The organism is Ralstonia sp. UNC404CL21Col, from assembly GCF_000620465.1.
Taxonomy (GTDB): Bacteria; Pseudomonadota; Gammaproteobacteria; order Burkholderiales; family Burkholderiaceae; genus Ralstonia; species Ralstonia flatus.
The window spans coordinates 1,258,284-1,272,946 of the sequence record NZ_JIBE01000004.1 but is presented as its reverse complement, the minus strand read 5'-3'; the positions used below and the strand labels follow the sequence as shown (position 1 = coordinate 1,272,946).

14 protein-coding genes are annotated in these 14,663 nt (G+C 66.2%); 11 read left to right on the top strand and 3 right to left on the bottom strand.

What is annotated here, in order from left to right:
• The first annotated feature begins 12 nt into the window (after positions 1 to 12).
• The gene (locus N511_RS0113725) at positions 13 to 1,017 is read left to right on the top strand and encodes an NAD(P)H-dependent flavin oxidoreductase (RefSeq protein WP_027679837.1); all 1,005 of its coding nucleotides are present in this window, start codon (positions 13 to 15) and stop codon (positions 1,015 to 1,017) included.
• Between the two features lie 3 nt (positions 1,018 to 1,020).
• On the opposite strand, the gene N511_RS0113720 is transcribed toward N511_RS0113725, so the two are convergent.
• Both N511_RS0113720 and N511_RS0113715 read right to left on the bottom strand, forming a co-directional pair.
• Complete coding sequence (locus N511_RS0113720) at positions 1,021 to 1,557, bottom strand: PadR family transcriptional regulator (protein ID WP_027679836.1); 537 nt, start codon at positions 1,555 to 1,557, stop codon at positions 1,021 to 1,023.
• Between the two features lie 180 nt (positions 1,558 to 1,737).
• A complete protein-coding gene (locus N511_RS0113715; protein ID WP_027679835.1) occupies positions 1,738 to 2,658 on the bottom strand; it encodes a LysR substrate-binding domain-containing protein in 921 nt (306 codons plus the stop codon).
• Between the two features lie 135 nt (positions 2,659 to 2,793).
• On the opposite strand from N511_RS0113715, the gene hglS reads away from it, so the two are divergent.
• From hglS to N511_RS0113700, 3 genes are read left to right on the top strand one after another with little or no spacing between them, the layout of a single operon-like run.
• Complete coding sequence (gene hglS / locus N511_RS0113710; RefSeq protein ID WP_027679834.1) at positions 2,794 to 4,203, top strand: 2-oxoadipate dioxygenase/decarboxylase HglS; 1,410 nt, start codon at positions 2,794 to 2,796, stop codon at positions 4,201 to 4,203.
• The gene (locus N511_RS0113705) at positions 4,200 to 5,450 is read left to right on the top strand and encodes an aminotransferase-like domain-containing protein (RefSeq protein WP_027679833.1); all 1,251 of its coding nucleotides are present in this window, start codon (positions 4,200 to 4,202) and stop codon (positions 5,448 to 5,450) included. Before hglS ends, N511_RS0113705 begins: the two co-directional genes overlap by 4 nt.
• A 37-nt stretch (positions 5,451 to 5,487) precedes the next feature.
• A complete protein-coding gene (locus tag N511_RS0113700; RefSeq protein WP_027679832.1) occupies positions 5,488 to 6,927 on the top strand; it encodes an FAD-binding oxidoreductase in 1,440 nt (479 codons plus the stop codon).
• Here the strand turns inward: N511_RS0113700 and N511_RS0113695 are convergent.
• On the bottom strand, positions 6,912 to 7,754 hold the full coding sequence (locus tag N511_RS0113695) for an IclR family transcriptional regulator (protein ID WP_027679831.1): 843 nt from the start codon (positions 7,752 to 7,754) through the stop codon (positions 6,912 to 6,914). The genes N511_RS0113700 and N511_RS0113695 overlap by 16 nt on opposite strands.
• Before the next feature lie 187 nt (positions 7,755 to 7,941).
• Here N511_RS0113695 and N511_RS0113690 point away from each other — a divergent pair, with 187 nt between their 5' ends.
• Genes N511_RS0113690 through N511_RS0113660 form a run of 7 tightly spaced genes read left to right on the top strand, consistent with a single transcriptional unit; the run spans position 7,942 to position 14,652 of the window.
• Positions 7,942 to 9,006: an ABC transporter ATP-binding protein gene (locus N511_RS0113690; RefSeq protein ID WP_027679830.1), complete on the top strand. Its 1,065-nt coding sequence runs from the start codon at positions 7,942 to 7,944 to the stop codon at positions 9,004 to 9,006.
• Positions 9,003 to 9,860 (top strand): ABC transporter permease, encoded by an 858-nt coding sequence (locus N511_RS0113685; protein WP_027679829.1) that lies wholly within the window; start codon positions 9,003 to 9,005, stop codon positions 9,858 to 9,860. The genes N511_RS0113690 and N511_RS0113685 overlap by 4 nt, the downstream gene beginning before the upstream one ends.
• A gap of 10 nt (positions 9,861 to 9,870) precedes the next feature.
• Positions 9,871 to 10,665, top strand: coding sequence for an ABC transporter permease (locus N511_RS0113680; protein WP_027679828.1), 795 nt, complete (start codon positions 9,871 to 9,873; stop codon positions 10,663 to 10,665).
• Positions 10,666 to 10,678: 13 nt separating this feature from the next.
• Positions 10,679 to 11,005 carry a (2Fe-2S)-binding protein gene (locus N511_RS0113675; protein WP_027679827.1) on the top strand — a complete coding sequence of 109 codons (327 nt, stop codon included), beginning with the start codon at positions 10,679 to 10,681 and terminating at the stop codon, positions 11,003 to 11,005.
• Positions 11,005 to 12,435, top strand: a complete 1,431-nt coding sequence (locus N511_RS0113670; protein ID WP_027679826.1) for an FAD/NAD(P)-dependent oxidoreductase — start codon at positions 11,005 to 11,007, stop codon at positions 12,433 to 12,435. The genes N511_RS0113675 and N511_RS0113670 overlap by 1 nt, the downstream gene beginning before the upstream one ends.
• A complete protein-coding gene (locus tag N511_RS0113665) occupies positions 12,428 to 13,561 on the top strand; it encodes an NAD(P)/FAD-dependent oxidoreductase (protein WP_027679825.1) in 1,134 nt (377 codons plus the stop codon). Before N511_RS0113670 ends, N511_RS0113665 begins: the two co-directional genes overlap by 8 nt.
• Before the next feature lie 26 nt (positions 13,562 to 13,587).
• The gene (locus N511_RS0113660) at positions 13,588 to 14,652 is read left to right on the top strand and encodes an ABC transporter substrate-binding protein (protein WP_051530925.1); all 1,065 of its coding nucleotides are present in this window, start codon (positions 13,588 to 13,590) and stop codon (positions 14,650 to 14,652) included.
• The last annotated feature ends 11 nt before the right edge of the window (positions 14,653 to 14,663 follow it).

Sequence of the window (14,663 nt, the reverse complement as noted above, 5' to 3'; positions counted from 1 at the left end):
ACGGAGACTGCCATGTCGCTGCCGCCGATCCTGCAAAACCGCCTGTCCGTGCCCGTGGTGGGCTCGCCGCTGTTCATCATTTCCAACCCAGACCTCGTGATTGCACAGTGCAAGGCGGGCGTGGTCGGTTCGTTCCCGGCGCTCAACGCGCGTCCGGCCGAACTGCTGGAAACCTGGCTGCAGCGCATCACGACGGAGCTGGCCGAATACGACGCGCAGCACCCGGACAAGCCGTCGGCACCGTTTGCCGTCAACCAGATCGTGCATAAGTCGAATGACCGCCTGGAGCACGACCTGGAGCTGTGCGTGAAGTACAAGGTGCCCATCGTCATCACCTCGCTGGGCGCGCGCGAAGACGTGAACCGCGCGGTGCACAGCTACGGCGGCATCGTGCTGCACGACGTGATCAACAACACGTTCGCGAAGAAGGCGATCGACAAGGGTGCGGACGGCCTGATCGCCGTGGCGGCGGGCGCGGGCGGCCATGCTGGCACGACGTCGCCGTTTGCGCTGATCCATGAAATTCGTGAGTGGTTCGATGGCCCGCTGCTGCTGTCGGGCGCCATCGCCAACGGCAACGCCATCCTGGCGGCGCTGGCGGCCGGCGCAGACCTGGCCTATGTCGGCTCGGCCTTCATCGCCACGGAAGAAGCCAACGCGGTGGAAGGCTACAAGCAGGCCATCGTCGAATCCAACGCCACCGACATCGTCTACACGAACCTCTTCACGGGCGTGCACGGCAACTACCTGCGCAAGAGCATCGAGAGCGCTGGGCTGGATCCGAACGCGCTGCCGGAATCGGACCCGAGCAAGATGAATTTCGGCTCGGGCGGCGGCGCGAAGGCCAAGGCATGGAAGGACATCTGGGGCGCCGGTCAGGGCGTGGGCGCGGTCAAGCGCGTGGTGCCGGCAGCGGAACTCGTCAAGCGCTTTGCCGAGGAGTTTGAAGTGGCGCGCCGTCGCCTGAACAACATCGAAGCGCTGCGCGCCCCGGCCGGCAGCACGGCAACGGCTTAACTCTTAAGCAGTCACTGAGGCTGGCTCCAGCAACGGCAGCACATCGTCTGCCCACGCGAGCCAGCCTTCTTCGTAAACGATGCCGCGCTGAAGCACCGCGTGCTGCAACTGCTGCGCACGCGTGAGATCGGGCCGCGCAAAATCGCGCTGCTCGATTTCGCGGAAGGTGTTCAGCCGCGTGCGGTGCTGCTCGATCAGGCGCTGCATCTCGTCAGCAAAACCGAGCGGGCCGATCACGGCGTCGGCGCGCAGCTTCACCAGCACTTCTTCGCGGTTGTCCGACGACACGGTGGGCTCCAGCACCCAGCGCGCGAGTTCGTCCCGGCCCGGCGGCAGAACGGTGTAGGTCTTCTTGCGGCCATCTTCCTCTTCCTCCACGCTCACCCAGCCGGCTTCGGCCATGCGGCCGAGTTCGCGGTAGATCTGCTGATGCGTGGCGCTCCAGAAATAACCCATCGACTTGTCAAAGCGTCGTGCAAGCTCGTAGCCCGACGAGGGCTTTTCCAGCAGGGATGTCAGCAGCGCGTGTTGGATGGACATAGGCGAGAAAACAACGTCAGCTTCGTGTTGTATTGACCGGGTTTGAGCACTGCTACCGCGACCCGGCCGATTCGATGTGCGAACTTTACAGAACCCGGGTGGACCCGTCATGCATTGCGTGGCCACCGTTGGTTTGGCGCCGAACGTTAGCGTTTCCCCCCTTCGCGAAAACGCCACACCTCACTCCGCGCCCTGCGTCGGCATGAAGTCCTGTGCCGCTTTCACAAGCCATGTCCGCAGCGCCTGGAGCGGCGGGTAGTCGGCACGGCTCGTCGGCCAGGCGAGGTAGTAGCGCTCGGCGCTTTCCATCTCGGGCACATGCGGCAATGCACGCACCAAATCGCCTTGCTGCAGTTCGTGGGTGATCAGAAAACGCGGCAGCAACGCCACGCCGAGCCCCGCCACTGCAGCTTGCGCGGCGGTGGCAAATTGGTCGAACAGCATGCCTTGGGGTTCTGCACCTGCCACCTGATGGCTCGCCAGCCAACGCGGCCAGGCATCGGGGCGGGAGGCCAGATGCAACAGCGGCGCATGCAGCAGATCGCGCGGCTGCGCAAAGTCGTAACGGGCCAGCAGCGCCGGGCTGCAGGCGGGCACGACGGTTTCGCTCATCAGCAACGCCAGCTCCGCCCCTGGCCAGTGCGGCGTACCGAAATGGATGGCCGCGTCCACCGCCTCCAGTTGAAAGTCGAACTGCGACAGCCGCGTCGTCAGATTGATGGTGATGCCGGGGTGCTCGTCAAAAAACGCCGGCAGGCGCGGCGCCAGCCAACGGGTGCCGAAGGTCGGCAGGATGGCCAGATTCAAGCTGCCGCCCTGCGGATTGGTACGAAACCCCACCGTGGCACTGGAGATGCGCATCAACGCGCCGCGGATTTCCTCTGCATACGCCTGGCCCGCCGCGCTCAGCCGCACGGTCTGGCGTTCGCGCACGAAGAGTTCGGCGCCCAGGCGCTCTTCCAGCGCGCGGATCTGGCGGCTGACGGCGCTTTGCGTGAGATGCAGCTCGGCGGCGGCCGCCGTGAAGCTTTGGTGGCGCGCGGCGGCCTCGAACGCGCATAGCAGGGACATCGGCGGCAGAAAGCGGCGAGACAGGAACATGGAAGCGCAGAAGTTGTGCGGTGCGAAAGTCGCCTGATCATTCTAATTTGGAATGACCTCAGGCCGGATTATCGTTTGACCGCCGCTCATTGGCCAACCTAGCATCGCTTCACCACTGCCCAATCCAACTCAGTCATGAGCGCTGCGCATCAACTTCCCGCGTCGAACTTCATCCACGCAAATGAAATCCGCTCGCGCTTTTCGCGCGCCATGTCGGCCATGTACCGGGAGGAGGTGCCGCAATACGGCACGCTGGTCGAGTTGGTGGCAGACATCAACGCGCGCACGCTGGACGCCCAGCCCGCGCTGCGCGCGCAGATGGCGCAGTCGGGCGAACTGGAGCGGCTGGATATCGAGCGCCACGGCGCCATCCGCGTCGGCACGGCCGCCGAGCTGGCCACGCTGCGCCGGCTGTTTGCCGTCATGGGGATGGAACCGGTGGGTTACTACGATCTGTCGGTGGCCGGCGTGCCCGTGCATTCGACGGCGTTCCGCCCAGTGACCGACGCCGCGTTGCTGGCCAACCCGTTTCGCGTGTTCACCTCGCTGCTGCGGCTTGAGTTGATTGCCGACGCTGCCCTACGCGACAAGGCCGCTGCCATCCTGGCGCGCCGGCAGATCTTTACCCCGCGCGTGCTCGAATTGATCGCCCAATGCGAAGCCGACGGCGGTCTGGCCGATGCGGATGCCGACGCGTTCGTACGCGAGGCGCTGGAGACCTTCCGCTGGCACAGCACCGCCACAGTCGACGCCGAGACGTATCGCGCGCTGCAAGCCGCTCACCGCCTTGTGGCCGACGTCGTGTGCTTCCGCGGCCCGCACATCAACCACCTGACACCGCGCACGCTCGACATCGACGCCGCTCAGGCGGCCATGCCCGCACGCGGCATGGATGCCAAGGATGTGGTGGAAGGCCCGCCGCGCCGCGACTGCCCCATCCTGCTGCGCCAGACCAGCTTCAAGGCGCTGCAGGAAGCGGTGCGCTTTACTGACGATGCAGGCGCCCACACGGCGCGCTTTGGCGAAATCGAGCAGCGCGGCGTGGCCCTCACGCGCAAGGGTCGCGCGCTGTATGACCAACTGCTGGCCGAGGTGCGCACCATGGGCAATGCCGGCAGTGCCGCACCCAACTACGGAAGTCGATTGGCACAGGCGTTCCGCGCCTTTCCCGACAGCCATGACGCGCTGCGCGCCCAAGGGCTGGCGTTCTATCGCTACACGCTTACGCCGTCGGGCCAGGCAGAGGCCGACGCAGCCACGGCAGCCGATTTGTCGTTGGATGAACTCCTGGCCAAGGGCTGGGTACAAGCCGACCCCATCACGTATGAAGATTTCCTGCCGGTCAGCGCGGCCGGCATCTTCCAGTCCAACCTGGGCGGCGAAGAGCAGAAGCAGTATCAGGCCCACGCCGCGCAGCAGGCCTTCGAGGCCGCGCTGGGCGCACGCGTGCATGACGAAATCGCGCTGTACGAAGCCGCGCAGCAGCGCTCCATCGATCAGGTGCGCGCCGTGCTGCGCGGCACGCCCGTGGTGGACGCCGCATGACCGGCCCGCACACGCCTGCGGCCATGCCCGGCTTTGCCGCCCCTTTTGCAAACCCCGCCGGCTCGCCCATCCGTGAACTGTTTCCGTACCTCAGCCAGCCGGGGATGATCTCGCTGGCGGGCGGTTACCCGTCGCCCAGCCTGTTCGACGCTGAAGGCCTGGCGCACGCCGCCGCGCAAGCCATGACGGGCGATGCGCAGGCCTTGCAGTACGGTGCGACTGAAGGGCTGCCCGTCCTCCGCACAGCCCTCGCCGCATTGATGGAAGCACGCGGCATCCAGGCCAGCGCCGAACAGGTGATGGTCACCACCGGCTCGCAGCAAGCCTTCGACCTGCTGGTGCGGGCGTTGATCGAACCGGGGGATACGGTGCTGGTGGAAGTGCCGGCCTACCCTGCCACGCTGCAAGCCTTGCGCTTGGCGCAGGCCCACATCGTGCCCGTGCCGATGGACGAGCACGGCCTGCAGACTGATGCACTGGCCGACCTGCTGCATCAACTGCCTGCCACGCAGCGCCCCAAGCTGCTCTACACCGTCCCGAATTTTTCCAACCCGCGCGGCACGCTGCTCGCCGCCCGGCGGCGCGAAGCCCTGGTGCAGCTGGCCTGCGCGCACGGCTTCTGGGTGGTGGAAGACGATCCCTACGGCGAGCTGCGCTTTGATGCGCCACAGGGCAGCGCCGCAGCCATGCCTCCAACCCTGAGCACCGTGGGCGATCGGCTGGCCGTCGACGGCACGAACCCGGTGGTGTATCTCTCCAGCCTTTCCAAGACCGTCGCGCCTGCGCTGCGGATCGGATGGATGCTGGCCGATGCCAGCCTGCTGCGCCGCTGCGCCATCGCCAAGCAGACAGTGGATCTGTGCACGTCTCCGCTGGCGCAGATGGTGGCGGCGCGCTATCTGGAAAGTGGCCGCTATCCGGCCACGGTGCAGCGCGCACGCGTCGAATATCAGCGGCGCATGCAGGCGCTGGTGCAAGGCATCGCCACGCAGCTGGATGGCCGTATGCAGTGCGCCGCGCCGGCGGGCGGCATGTTTGTCTGGGCCACGATCGCCCAGTCGATCGACCCGCAGGCGCTCTTCGACGCCGCCGTGTCGCAGCAGGTGCTGTATGTGCCCGGCAAGGCGTTCTACCCGGACAACGCGCAGCTCAACACCATGCGCCTGTCGTTTGCCGCGCCCGAGGTGCCGCAGATCGAACAGGCCGTGCAGCGGCTGGCGGCCGCCGTGGCGCTCGCCATGCGTTGACGCCTCCTCAGACAGAGACCCCCTTCATCGCATTGCCATGACACCCGACAACCTGATTCCGGCCTTGCGCGACATCGTGGGGGCCGCCAATGTTCTGACCGGCGACGACTGCGCCGAATACGAATCCGATTGGCGCCAGCGCGTGCGCGGCAAGGCGCTGTGCGTGGTGCGGCCCGGCTGCACGGCCGATGTGGCTGCGGTCGTGCGCGCGTGCGCACAAGCCGGTGTGTCCATCGTGCCGCAAGGTGGCAATACAGGGCTGGTGGAAGGCTCGGTGCCCGATGCCAGCGGCGAGCAAATCATCCTGAGCCTGCGCCGCATGCAGACCGTGCGCGCCATCGACGCCGCCAACATGACGATGACGGTGGACGCCGGTTGCGTACTCCAGTCGCTGCAGGGCGTGGCAAGCGAAGCCGGCATGCTGTTCCCGCTGAGCCTGGGTGCGGAAGGCAGTTGCACCATCGGCGGCAACCTGGCGACCAATGCGGGCGGCACGCAGGTGCTGCGCTATGGCAATGCGCGCGAGCTGTGCCTGGGGCTGGAAGTCGTGCTGGCCGACGGCCAGGTCTGGGAAAACCTGCAAGGCCTGCGCAAGGACAACACCGGCTATGACCTGCGCAATCTGTTCATCGGCAGCGAGGGCACGCTGGGCATCATCACGGCGGCCACGCTGCGGCTGTATCCGCAACCGGCCGCGCAATTGACGGCGTGGGCCGCGGTGCCGTCACTGCAAGCCGCCACGGCATTGCTGGCGTTGTCGCACCGGCATCTGTCTGCGGCGCTCACGGGTTTTGAGGTGATGAGCCAGGAAGGGCTCAGGCTGGTCGACACGCACTATCCGCAACTGCGCGTGCCGATGTGGCGCGAAACGATGTGGTGCGTGCTGCTGGAAGCGTCCGACAGTGAATCGGAGGCGCATGCCCGCGCACAGTTCGAACACCTGCTGGAAACCGCGATGGAAGACGGCATCGTGACGGACGCGATCATTGCCGAAAACATCCGGCAGGCGCACGACCTGTGGCACATCCGCGAGAGCATCACCCTGGCCCAGGCAGCCGAAGGGCCCAACATCAAGCACGATGTCTCGGTGCCGATCTCGCGCATCCCCGAGTTCGTGGCGCAGACCGATGCGCAACTGCAGGCGCTCGCGCCGGGGCTGCGGCTCATCAACTTCGGGCACCTGGGCGACGGCAACCTGCACTACAACGTACAGCCGCCGGCCGGGGCGGACGCTGCGGCGTTCGTTGCCGCGCATGAGGCTGCGATTGGCGATGCGGTGTACCAGTCCGTCCACCGCTTTGGCGGTTCGATCTCGGCCGAGCACGGCATCGGCGCGCTCAAGCGCGACCACCTTCCGCACTACAAGGCGCCGGTGGCCCTGCAGTTGATGCAGACGATCAAGCAGGCACTCGACCCGCAATGCCTGCTGAACCCGGGCCGCGTGCTCGAACGGCGGCCGGGTCAGATGGCGCGATAGGTATCGCTCACGGCCATCGACTGCATCGGGCGGCGCAGCGTCGGATCGAACGGATTGATCTGCGTGGTCAGGCGATTGGCCTCGCGCAGCAGCATGTCGTAGACGATGGGCAGGCGATCGGCGCTCAGGCGGTTGGCGAGCGTACCCACGGAAAGCGCGGCGACGACGTTGCCGTTGCGATCGAACACGGGCACGGCAATACCGGCCATGCCTTCGAGCAGCCCGTCCGTCTTGGCGCTGTAGCCGCGCTGGCGTGCCTTCCTGACCTCGGAGCGCAGATAGACCTCGTCGTAGACGCTGTAGTGCCGGATGCGCGGCAGGTTGTAGCGCAGCACTTCCTCCTGCTCGGCGTCGGGCAGGTGCGCAAGGATCACCAGCGCGCCCTGGCCGACGCCGAGTTCGATCCGGCCGCCCACATCGCCGGTGAAGGTGCGAATGGGGTACTGCCCTTCCACGCGATCCAGGCACACCGCATCGAAGCCCGAGCGCACCAGCAGCAGCACCGTGTCGCCCAGGCTGGCATTCAACCGCAGCAGGGCCGGCCGGGCGACGGAGCGCAAGTCGTTCACCGCTCCCGCCTGGGCCGCCAGACAGAAAAGATCCAGGCTCAGCCGGTACAGCTTGTTCTGCTGATCCTGCTCGACCATGCCCTCCTGCGTCAGCCCCTGCAGCAGGCGGTGTGTGGTGGCAGGCGTCATTCCCAGCGTCTTGGCCAGGTAGGTGACGCGCACACCTTGGTGCTGCTGCTCCGCCATGGTGCGCAGGATCTGGAAGGTGCGGTGCATGGCGCTGCGCTGATGCGCGTCGTCGTCGGAATCTACGGACATAAAGCTGGAATGGACTGAATTTGGTTGATCGATTGTATTCCGATGAACGGAATAAATATGAGAAAAATTCCAACTACAGCGTATACACCTAGGCGAAATCGATGTTTTGGCATGCCTGTTGCAATAGCATATTCATATTGTTCAATTGGAAGAGTCTGGCGACGCCCCCAGTCGCAAAGGATCACCGATGAGTTTTCTGCGCCTGAACCATGTCTCCAAGCAGTACGGCGACCTCCGGGTCGTCCAGGACTTCAACCTGAACGTGCACAAGGGCGAATTCGTCTCGCTGCTGGGCCCGTCCGGCTGCGGCAAGACGACAACGCTGCAGATGATTGCGGGCTTTGCAGAGGTGACCGAGGGCTCGATCGAGCTGGACGGCAAGGACATCACCCGCGCAAAGGCCAACGCGCGCGGCCTGGGGATCGTGTTCCAGACTTACGCGCTGTTTCCACACATGACGGTGCGCGAGAACGTGGAGTTCGGGCTGGAGATGCGCAAGTGCCCGGCAGCGGAACGCCGCGAGCGCGCCCTGCAGACGCTGGCGCTCGTGCATCTGGACAAACATATCGACCGCTACCCGCGTGAGCTGTCGGGCGGCCAGCGCCAGCGCGTGGCCCTGGCACGCGCGCTGGTCATCAAACCGCCGGTGCTGCTGCTGGACGAGCCGCTGTCGAACCTGGACGCCAAGCTGCGCGAAGAGATGCAGTTCGAGCTGCGTGAAATCCAGCGCAAGGTCGGCACGACCACCATCATGGTCACGCACGACCAGGCCGAAGCCATGTCGATCAGCGACCGCGTGGTCGTGATGGAAGCTGGCCGCATCACGCAGGTGGATACGCCGCTGGCGGTGTACGAGCACCCGCGCAACGCGTTCATCTCAACGTTTGTCGGCAAGGCCAACCTGCTGCATGCGGCAGTGGTGTCCGGTGCCGATGGCGAACGCCGCGCAACGGTCGGGGCCGTGCAACTGGCACTGCCGCCTGGCACGCCCCTGGGCAACAAGGTCGTGCTGGCGCTGCGCCCCGAAAAAATGACGTGCAACGCCGACGGCACCGGCCGCTGCGAAGGCCGCGTGACCGAACGCTTCTTCCTCGGCAATCAGTGGATGTACACCGTCGACACGCCGCTTGGCGCGATGCTGGTCTCCGCCGTGAACGATGGCGACGCCCCGCGCGAAGTGGGCCAGACCGTCGGCGTGGATTGGGAAGACCGCTATGTGCGCGTGATCGGCACCGAGGGGACCGCAGCATGAGCCGCAGACCGATCTGGGTGCCGTGGAGCATGACCGGCCCGGCGCTGGCGCTCTTCGGCGTGATGCTGTTCGTGCCGCTCGCGCTGAGCGTGATGCTGTCGTTCAACGCGTTCGACGCCGACAAGGGCCCGATTGCGGGCACCTTCACGTTTGCGCACTACCTGCACGTGGTGCAAGACCCGTACTACTACGAAATCTTCTGGCGCACGCTGCGCGTCTCGGCGCTCGTGACGCTGATCTGCATCGTGATCGGCGCGCCCGAGGCCTACATCCTGAGCCGGATGCGCAAGCCCTGGCGCTCGATTTTCCTGCTCATCATCCTGGCGCCGCTGCTGATCTCGGTCGTGGTGCGCGCATTCGGCTGGAGCATGCTGCTCGGGCCCGAAGGCCTGATCAATGCGGCGTTCAAGGCGGTCGGCATCGGCCCGGTCAAGCTGCTGTACAACGAGACGGCCGTGGTGATTGCGCTGGTGCACGTCATGCTGCCGTTCATGGTGATTCCGGTGTGGACGTCACTGCAAAAGCTCGACCCGTGGGTGGAAAACGCCGCGCTGTCGTTGTCCGCATCGCACTTCACGACGTTGCGCCGCGTGGTGCTGCCGCAGGTCATGCCAGGCATTCTGTCGGGCAGCCTCATCGTCTTCGGCCTGGCGGCAAGCTCGTTCGCCATTCCGGGCCTGCTGGGCGGGCGCCGCGTGAAGATGGTCGCCACGCTCATCTACGACGAATACCTGAACGAACTGAACTGGCCGCTGGGCGCAGCCATCGCGCTGATCCTGCTGGCGGCCAACCTCGTCATCATGCTGGGCTGGAACCGCATGATCGAAGGCCGCTACAAGAAGACGTTGGGCTGAAGGAGCGCACATGCAAAAGAACGGACCGCTCGCGCTCATCTTCAACGCACTCGTCATCACCTTCATGCTGGCCCCGCTGGTGATCGTGTGCATCGTCGCCTTCACGCCCGAAGAAACGCTCACGCTGCCCACCAGTCATTTCTCGCTGCGCTGGTTCGACCAGGTGCTGCATCACCCCGACTTCGTGCAGTCGTTCTGGAACAGCCTCTGGCTGGGCCTGGCGGCAGCCACGCTGTCGACCGCACTGGCGGTGCCGGCAGCCATGGCCATCGTCCGCTACCGCGCGCCGGGGCTGCAGTATCTGCAAGGCGTGTTTCTGTCGCCGCTGATCATTCCGCACCTTGTGCTGGGCGTGGCGCTGCTGCGCATGTTCTCGCTGGTGGGCGGGCAAGGCAGCTTCGGCTGGCTGATCTTCGCGCACGCGCTGATCGTCACGCCGTACACGATGCGGCTGGTGATGGCGGCGCTGGTGGGCTTTGACCACTCGGTCGAGCACGCCGCCTATTCGCTGGGCGCGAGCAGCTTGACGGTGTTCCGCCGCATGACGCTGCCGATGATCCTGCCGGGCATCACGGGCGGCTGGCTGCTGGCCTTCATCAACAGCTTTGATGAACTGACGATGTCGATCTTCGTGGTGTCGCCGGCCACCGTCACGCTGCCGGTGCGCATGTACATGTACGCCACGGAATCGCTCGACCCGATGATGGCCGCCGTCTCGGCGCTGATCGTCTTCCTCACGCTCGCGTTGATGCTGCTGCTGGACAAGGTCTACGGCCTGGACCGGATCCTGATCGGCAAGCATTGAGACAGAGATCACGATGAATGCTCCTGCAAACCGCTCTGCCCGCGCGCAGCTCCAGCGCCTCAAAGAGCGCAACCGCCCCACGGTGGCCTTCGTGCTGGACGGCCAGCCCGCTGAAGCCCTCGCCGGGGACACCGTCCTGACAGCCGTGCTCACGCACACACGCCAGTTGCGCATCAATGAATTCAGCCAGCAGCCGCGCGCCGGCTTCTGCCTGATGGGCGCATGCCAGGACTGCTGGGTGCGGCTGGCCGACGGCAAATCGCTGCGCGCCTGCCAGACCATGATCGAACCCGGCATGCACATCTGCACGCAGCCGGCCGGCAACGAGGGGGCCGCGTGATGACGCAACCCGCCCCCACGCTGCAGCGGCAGTCGCAAGCGGATCTGCAGCCCGTCATCATCGGTGCCGGGCCGGCAGGTGTGCGTGCGGCGCAGACGCTGCTGGCGCACGGCCTCAAACCCATCGTGCTGGATGAAGCGCCGCGCTCGGGCGGCCAGATCTATCGCCGCCAGCCGGACGGCTTCGCCCGGAGCGCCGCCGATCTGTACGGCACCGAAGCCGAACGTGCGCAGGCAATACACGCCACCTTCGACCGCCTCCAACCGCAGATCGATTACCACCCGCAGACCCTGGTATGGAATGCGCAGCCCGATCTGCTCGACCTGCTGCACGTGCCAACGCGCGCGGTCAGCAGCCTGCCCTGGCGGGATGTGATCGTCGCGACCGGCGCCACCGACCGCGTGCTGCCCATCCCAGGTTGGACGCTGCCCGGCGTCTATACGCTGGGCGGTGCGCAAGTCGCGCTCAAATACCAGGGCTGTGCAATTGGCGATGCCGTGGTGTTTGCCGGCACCGGCCCGCTGCTGTATCTGGTGGCCTGCCAGTACGCGAAGGCCGGCGCGAATGTCGTGGCGGTGCTCGACACCGCACCGGCCTCCGCGCGCTACAAGGCGGCACCGGCCATGCTGGGGCAGCCCGCCGTCATGGCCAAGGGGTTGGCGCTGGTCGCCTGGCTCAAGCTGCACGGCATTCCCATGCATCATGGCGTGCGACTGCTGCGCGCCGAGGGCGATGCGGCGGTCGAACAGCTCGTGTGGCACGACAGCGCCGGCCGCGAGCAGCGCACGGCGTGCTCCGCGGTGGGCATGGGCTACGCGCTGCGGCCCGAAACGCAGCTCGCCGATCTGCTGGGCTGCGCGTTCGAGTTTTCTGCGCTCCACCGCTGCCATGTGCCGCGCATCGATGCGATGCGGCGCAGCTCCGTCGCGGGCGTGTATCTGGCGGGCGACGGCGCGGGCATCATGGGTGCCGACGCAGCCGAGTACTCCGGTGAATTGGCCGCGCTCGCCCTGTTGCAGGATCGGCAAATCACCGTCGATGCCGATCGTCTGGACGCGCTGCGCCAGCGCCTGCAGAAGATCGAGCGGTTCCGCCACGCGCTGGAAATCGCCTTCCCATTTCCCGATGACTGGGCCGCGCACGCCAGCGACGACCTGGTGGTGTGCCGCTGCGAAAACGTCACCGCGGGCACCCTGCGCCAGACGGCCGCGGAATGCGGCGTGCATGAACTGAACCGCCTGAAGGCGCTGTGCCGGGTCGGCATGGGCCGCTGCCAGGGCCGGATGTGCGGCGCGTCGGCAGCAGAAATCCTGGCCCACGCGCAGTCCGTGCCGCTGGCACAGGTGGGGCGACTGCGCGGTCAGGCGCCGATCAAGCCGCTGCCGCTGGATGTGACCGAGGTGATCGAACCGGAGGACCACCATGCGTGAGCAGCTTGCATGCGACGTGGCCATCATCGGCGGCGGCATCATGGGCAGCGCCACGGCGCTGTTCCTGCGGCGGCGCGGGCTGACCGTCACCTTGCTCGAACGCGACCTGTGCGGCTCGCGCTCCAGCGGCGTCAATTTTGGCGGCGTGCGGCGCCAGGGGCGCTCCATCGAGCAACTGCCGCTGGCCCAGCGTTCGCACCAGATCTGGGGGCGCCTGACCGAGCTGATCGGCACCGAGGCCGAGTACGAACGCAGCGGGCACTTCAAGATCGCGCGCAGCGTGGCGGACATGGAATCGCTGGCCAGCTATGCAGCGCGCAGCGAGGGGTTTGGCCTTGGGCTGAAGCTCATCGAGGGCCGGGCCGCGCTGCAGAGAGTTTTTCCGATGGGCGGCGAACAGATCGTCGGCGGCTCGCTGTGCCCGGAAGACGGACAAGCCAATCCGCGCCTGCTGTCGCCCGCGTTCGCTCGCGCCGCGCAGGCTGCCGGCGCCGATGTACGCGAGCACGCGCCGGTGCAATCGGTCGAGCACGATGGTGCGCGCTTCGTCGTCCATGCGCGCCAGCATGATCGCGATCTGGAGGTCAAAGCCTCTGCGCTCGTCAACTGCGCCGGGGCGTGGGCCGCCCAGTTTGCCGCGCAATGGGGCGAGCCCGTACCGATGTTCACCATCCCGCCCACCATGGGCGTGACCGAGCCGCTGCCATTCTTCCTGCCCTGGAGCCTGGGCGTGGAAGGCGGCGGCATTTACTGCCGCCAGGTTCGGCGGGGCAATGTGGTGTTCGGCGGCGGGCGCGGCTACGTGCTGGATGACCAGCGCGCACGCTCGTCGCACGTGGCGATCCTGCGCCAGCTGCCGCAACTGGCGGCGCTGCTGCCGCAGCTCACCGGTGCCCACATCATCCGCACCTGGAGCGGCACTGAAGGCAACCTGCCCGACGACCAGCCCGTGATTGGCCCCAGTGCCCGCCGCCCCGGCCTGTTCCACGCGTTCGGCTTTGCCGGCGCCGGCTTCCAACTCGGCCCCGGCGTGGGCGATGTCATGGCCGAGCTGATCGCCGAAGGCCGCACCACCACGCCGATCGAGCCCTTTTCCATCCAACGCTTTCTGCCACCCGCAGCTTGATGCACTTGATGCCCCAGGAGATCACCATGCTTGTGAAACACGCGAAAACATCGTTCACGTCCGTCATTGCTGCGGCTGCCGGTATGGCCCTGCTCGCCGCGGGCGCCGCCCACGCCGACACCAAGACGCTGTACATCGGCATGAACGGCGGCAACATGGAGCGCACCTACACGCAGTTCGTATTCCCGCCGTTCGAGAAGGCCAACAACGTCAAGGTCGTCGTCGTGCCCGGCACCTCGACCGACATCCTCGCCAAGGCGCAAGCCACCAAAGGTAAGGCACAGATGCACGTGATGACGCTGGACGACGGTGTCATGTTCCGCGCCATCGGCATGGGGCTGTGCGAAAAGCTCAAGCCCTCGGCCAACCTGTCGGCGGTGCCCGCCATTGCGCACCTCAAGGGGGACTACGCGGTCGGCTTGTCGATGGGCCTGACGGGCCTGGCCTACAGCACCAAGATCTTTGCCGACAAGGGCTGGACGCCGCCCACCTCGTGGGGCGACCTGGCTGACCCGAAATACAAGGGCAAGGTGGTCGTGCAATCCATGCCGGCTTCGTCGTTCGGGCTCGATGCCTTCCTGATGTTCAACCGCATGAAGGGCGGCACGGAAAAGAACGTCGACCCGGCCTTCAAGGCATGGCCGACCACCATCGGCCCGAACGTGGTCGAGTACATCCCCAACTCGTCGAAGGTGGTGGAGATGATGCAGGCCGGCGATGCGGCGCTGTTCCCGTACACGCTCACGCAGGTGGAGCTGATGAAGTCCAAGGGCATCCCGATGGAATTCGTCGCGCCCAAGGAAGGTGCCGTCGTTCTGCTCACAGCGCAGTGCGTGCTGGCCAACAATCCGGATGCCGAGCTGGCGCAGAAGCTGGCGGACTATCTGATCAGTCCCGAAGCTCAGGCGCTCGCCATGGAAAACGGCTCCTACAATCCAGTCAACCCCAAGGCCCCGCTCAAGGGCAAGGCGGCGGAAGAGCAGAACAAGATGAACACCATCCTGAAGACGGCCGTTGCGCTGGACTGGGACGTGATCAACGCCGAGCGCCCCGAGTGGAGCAAGCGCTGGAACCGCATCGTCGAGCGTTGAGCCTTACGCCT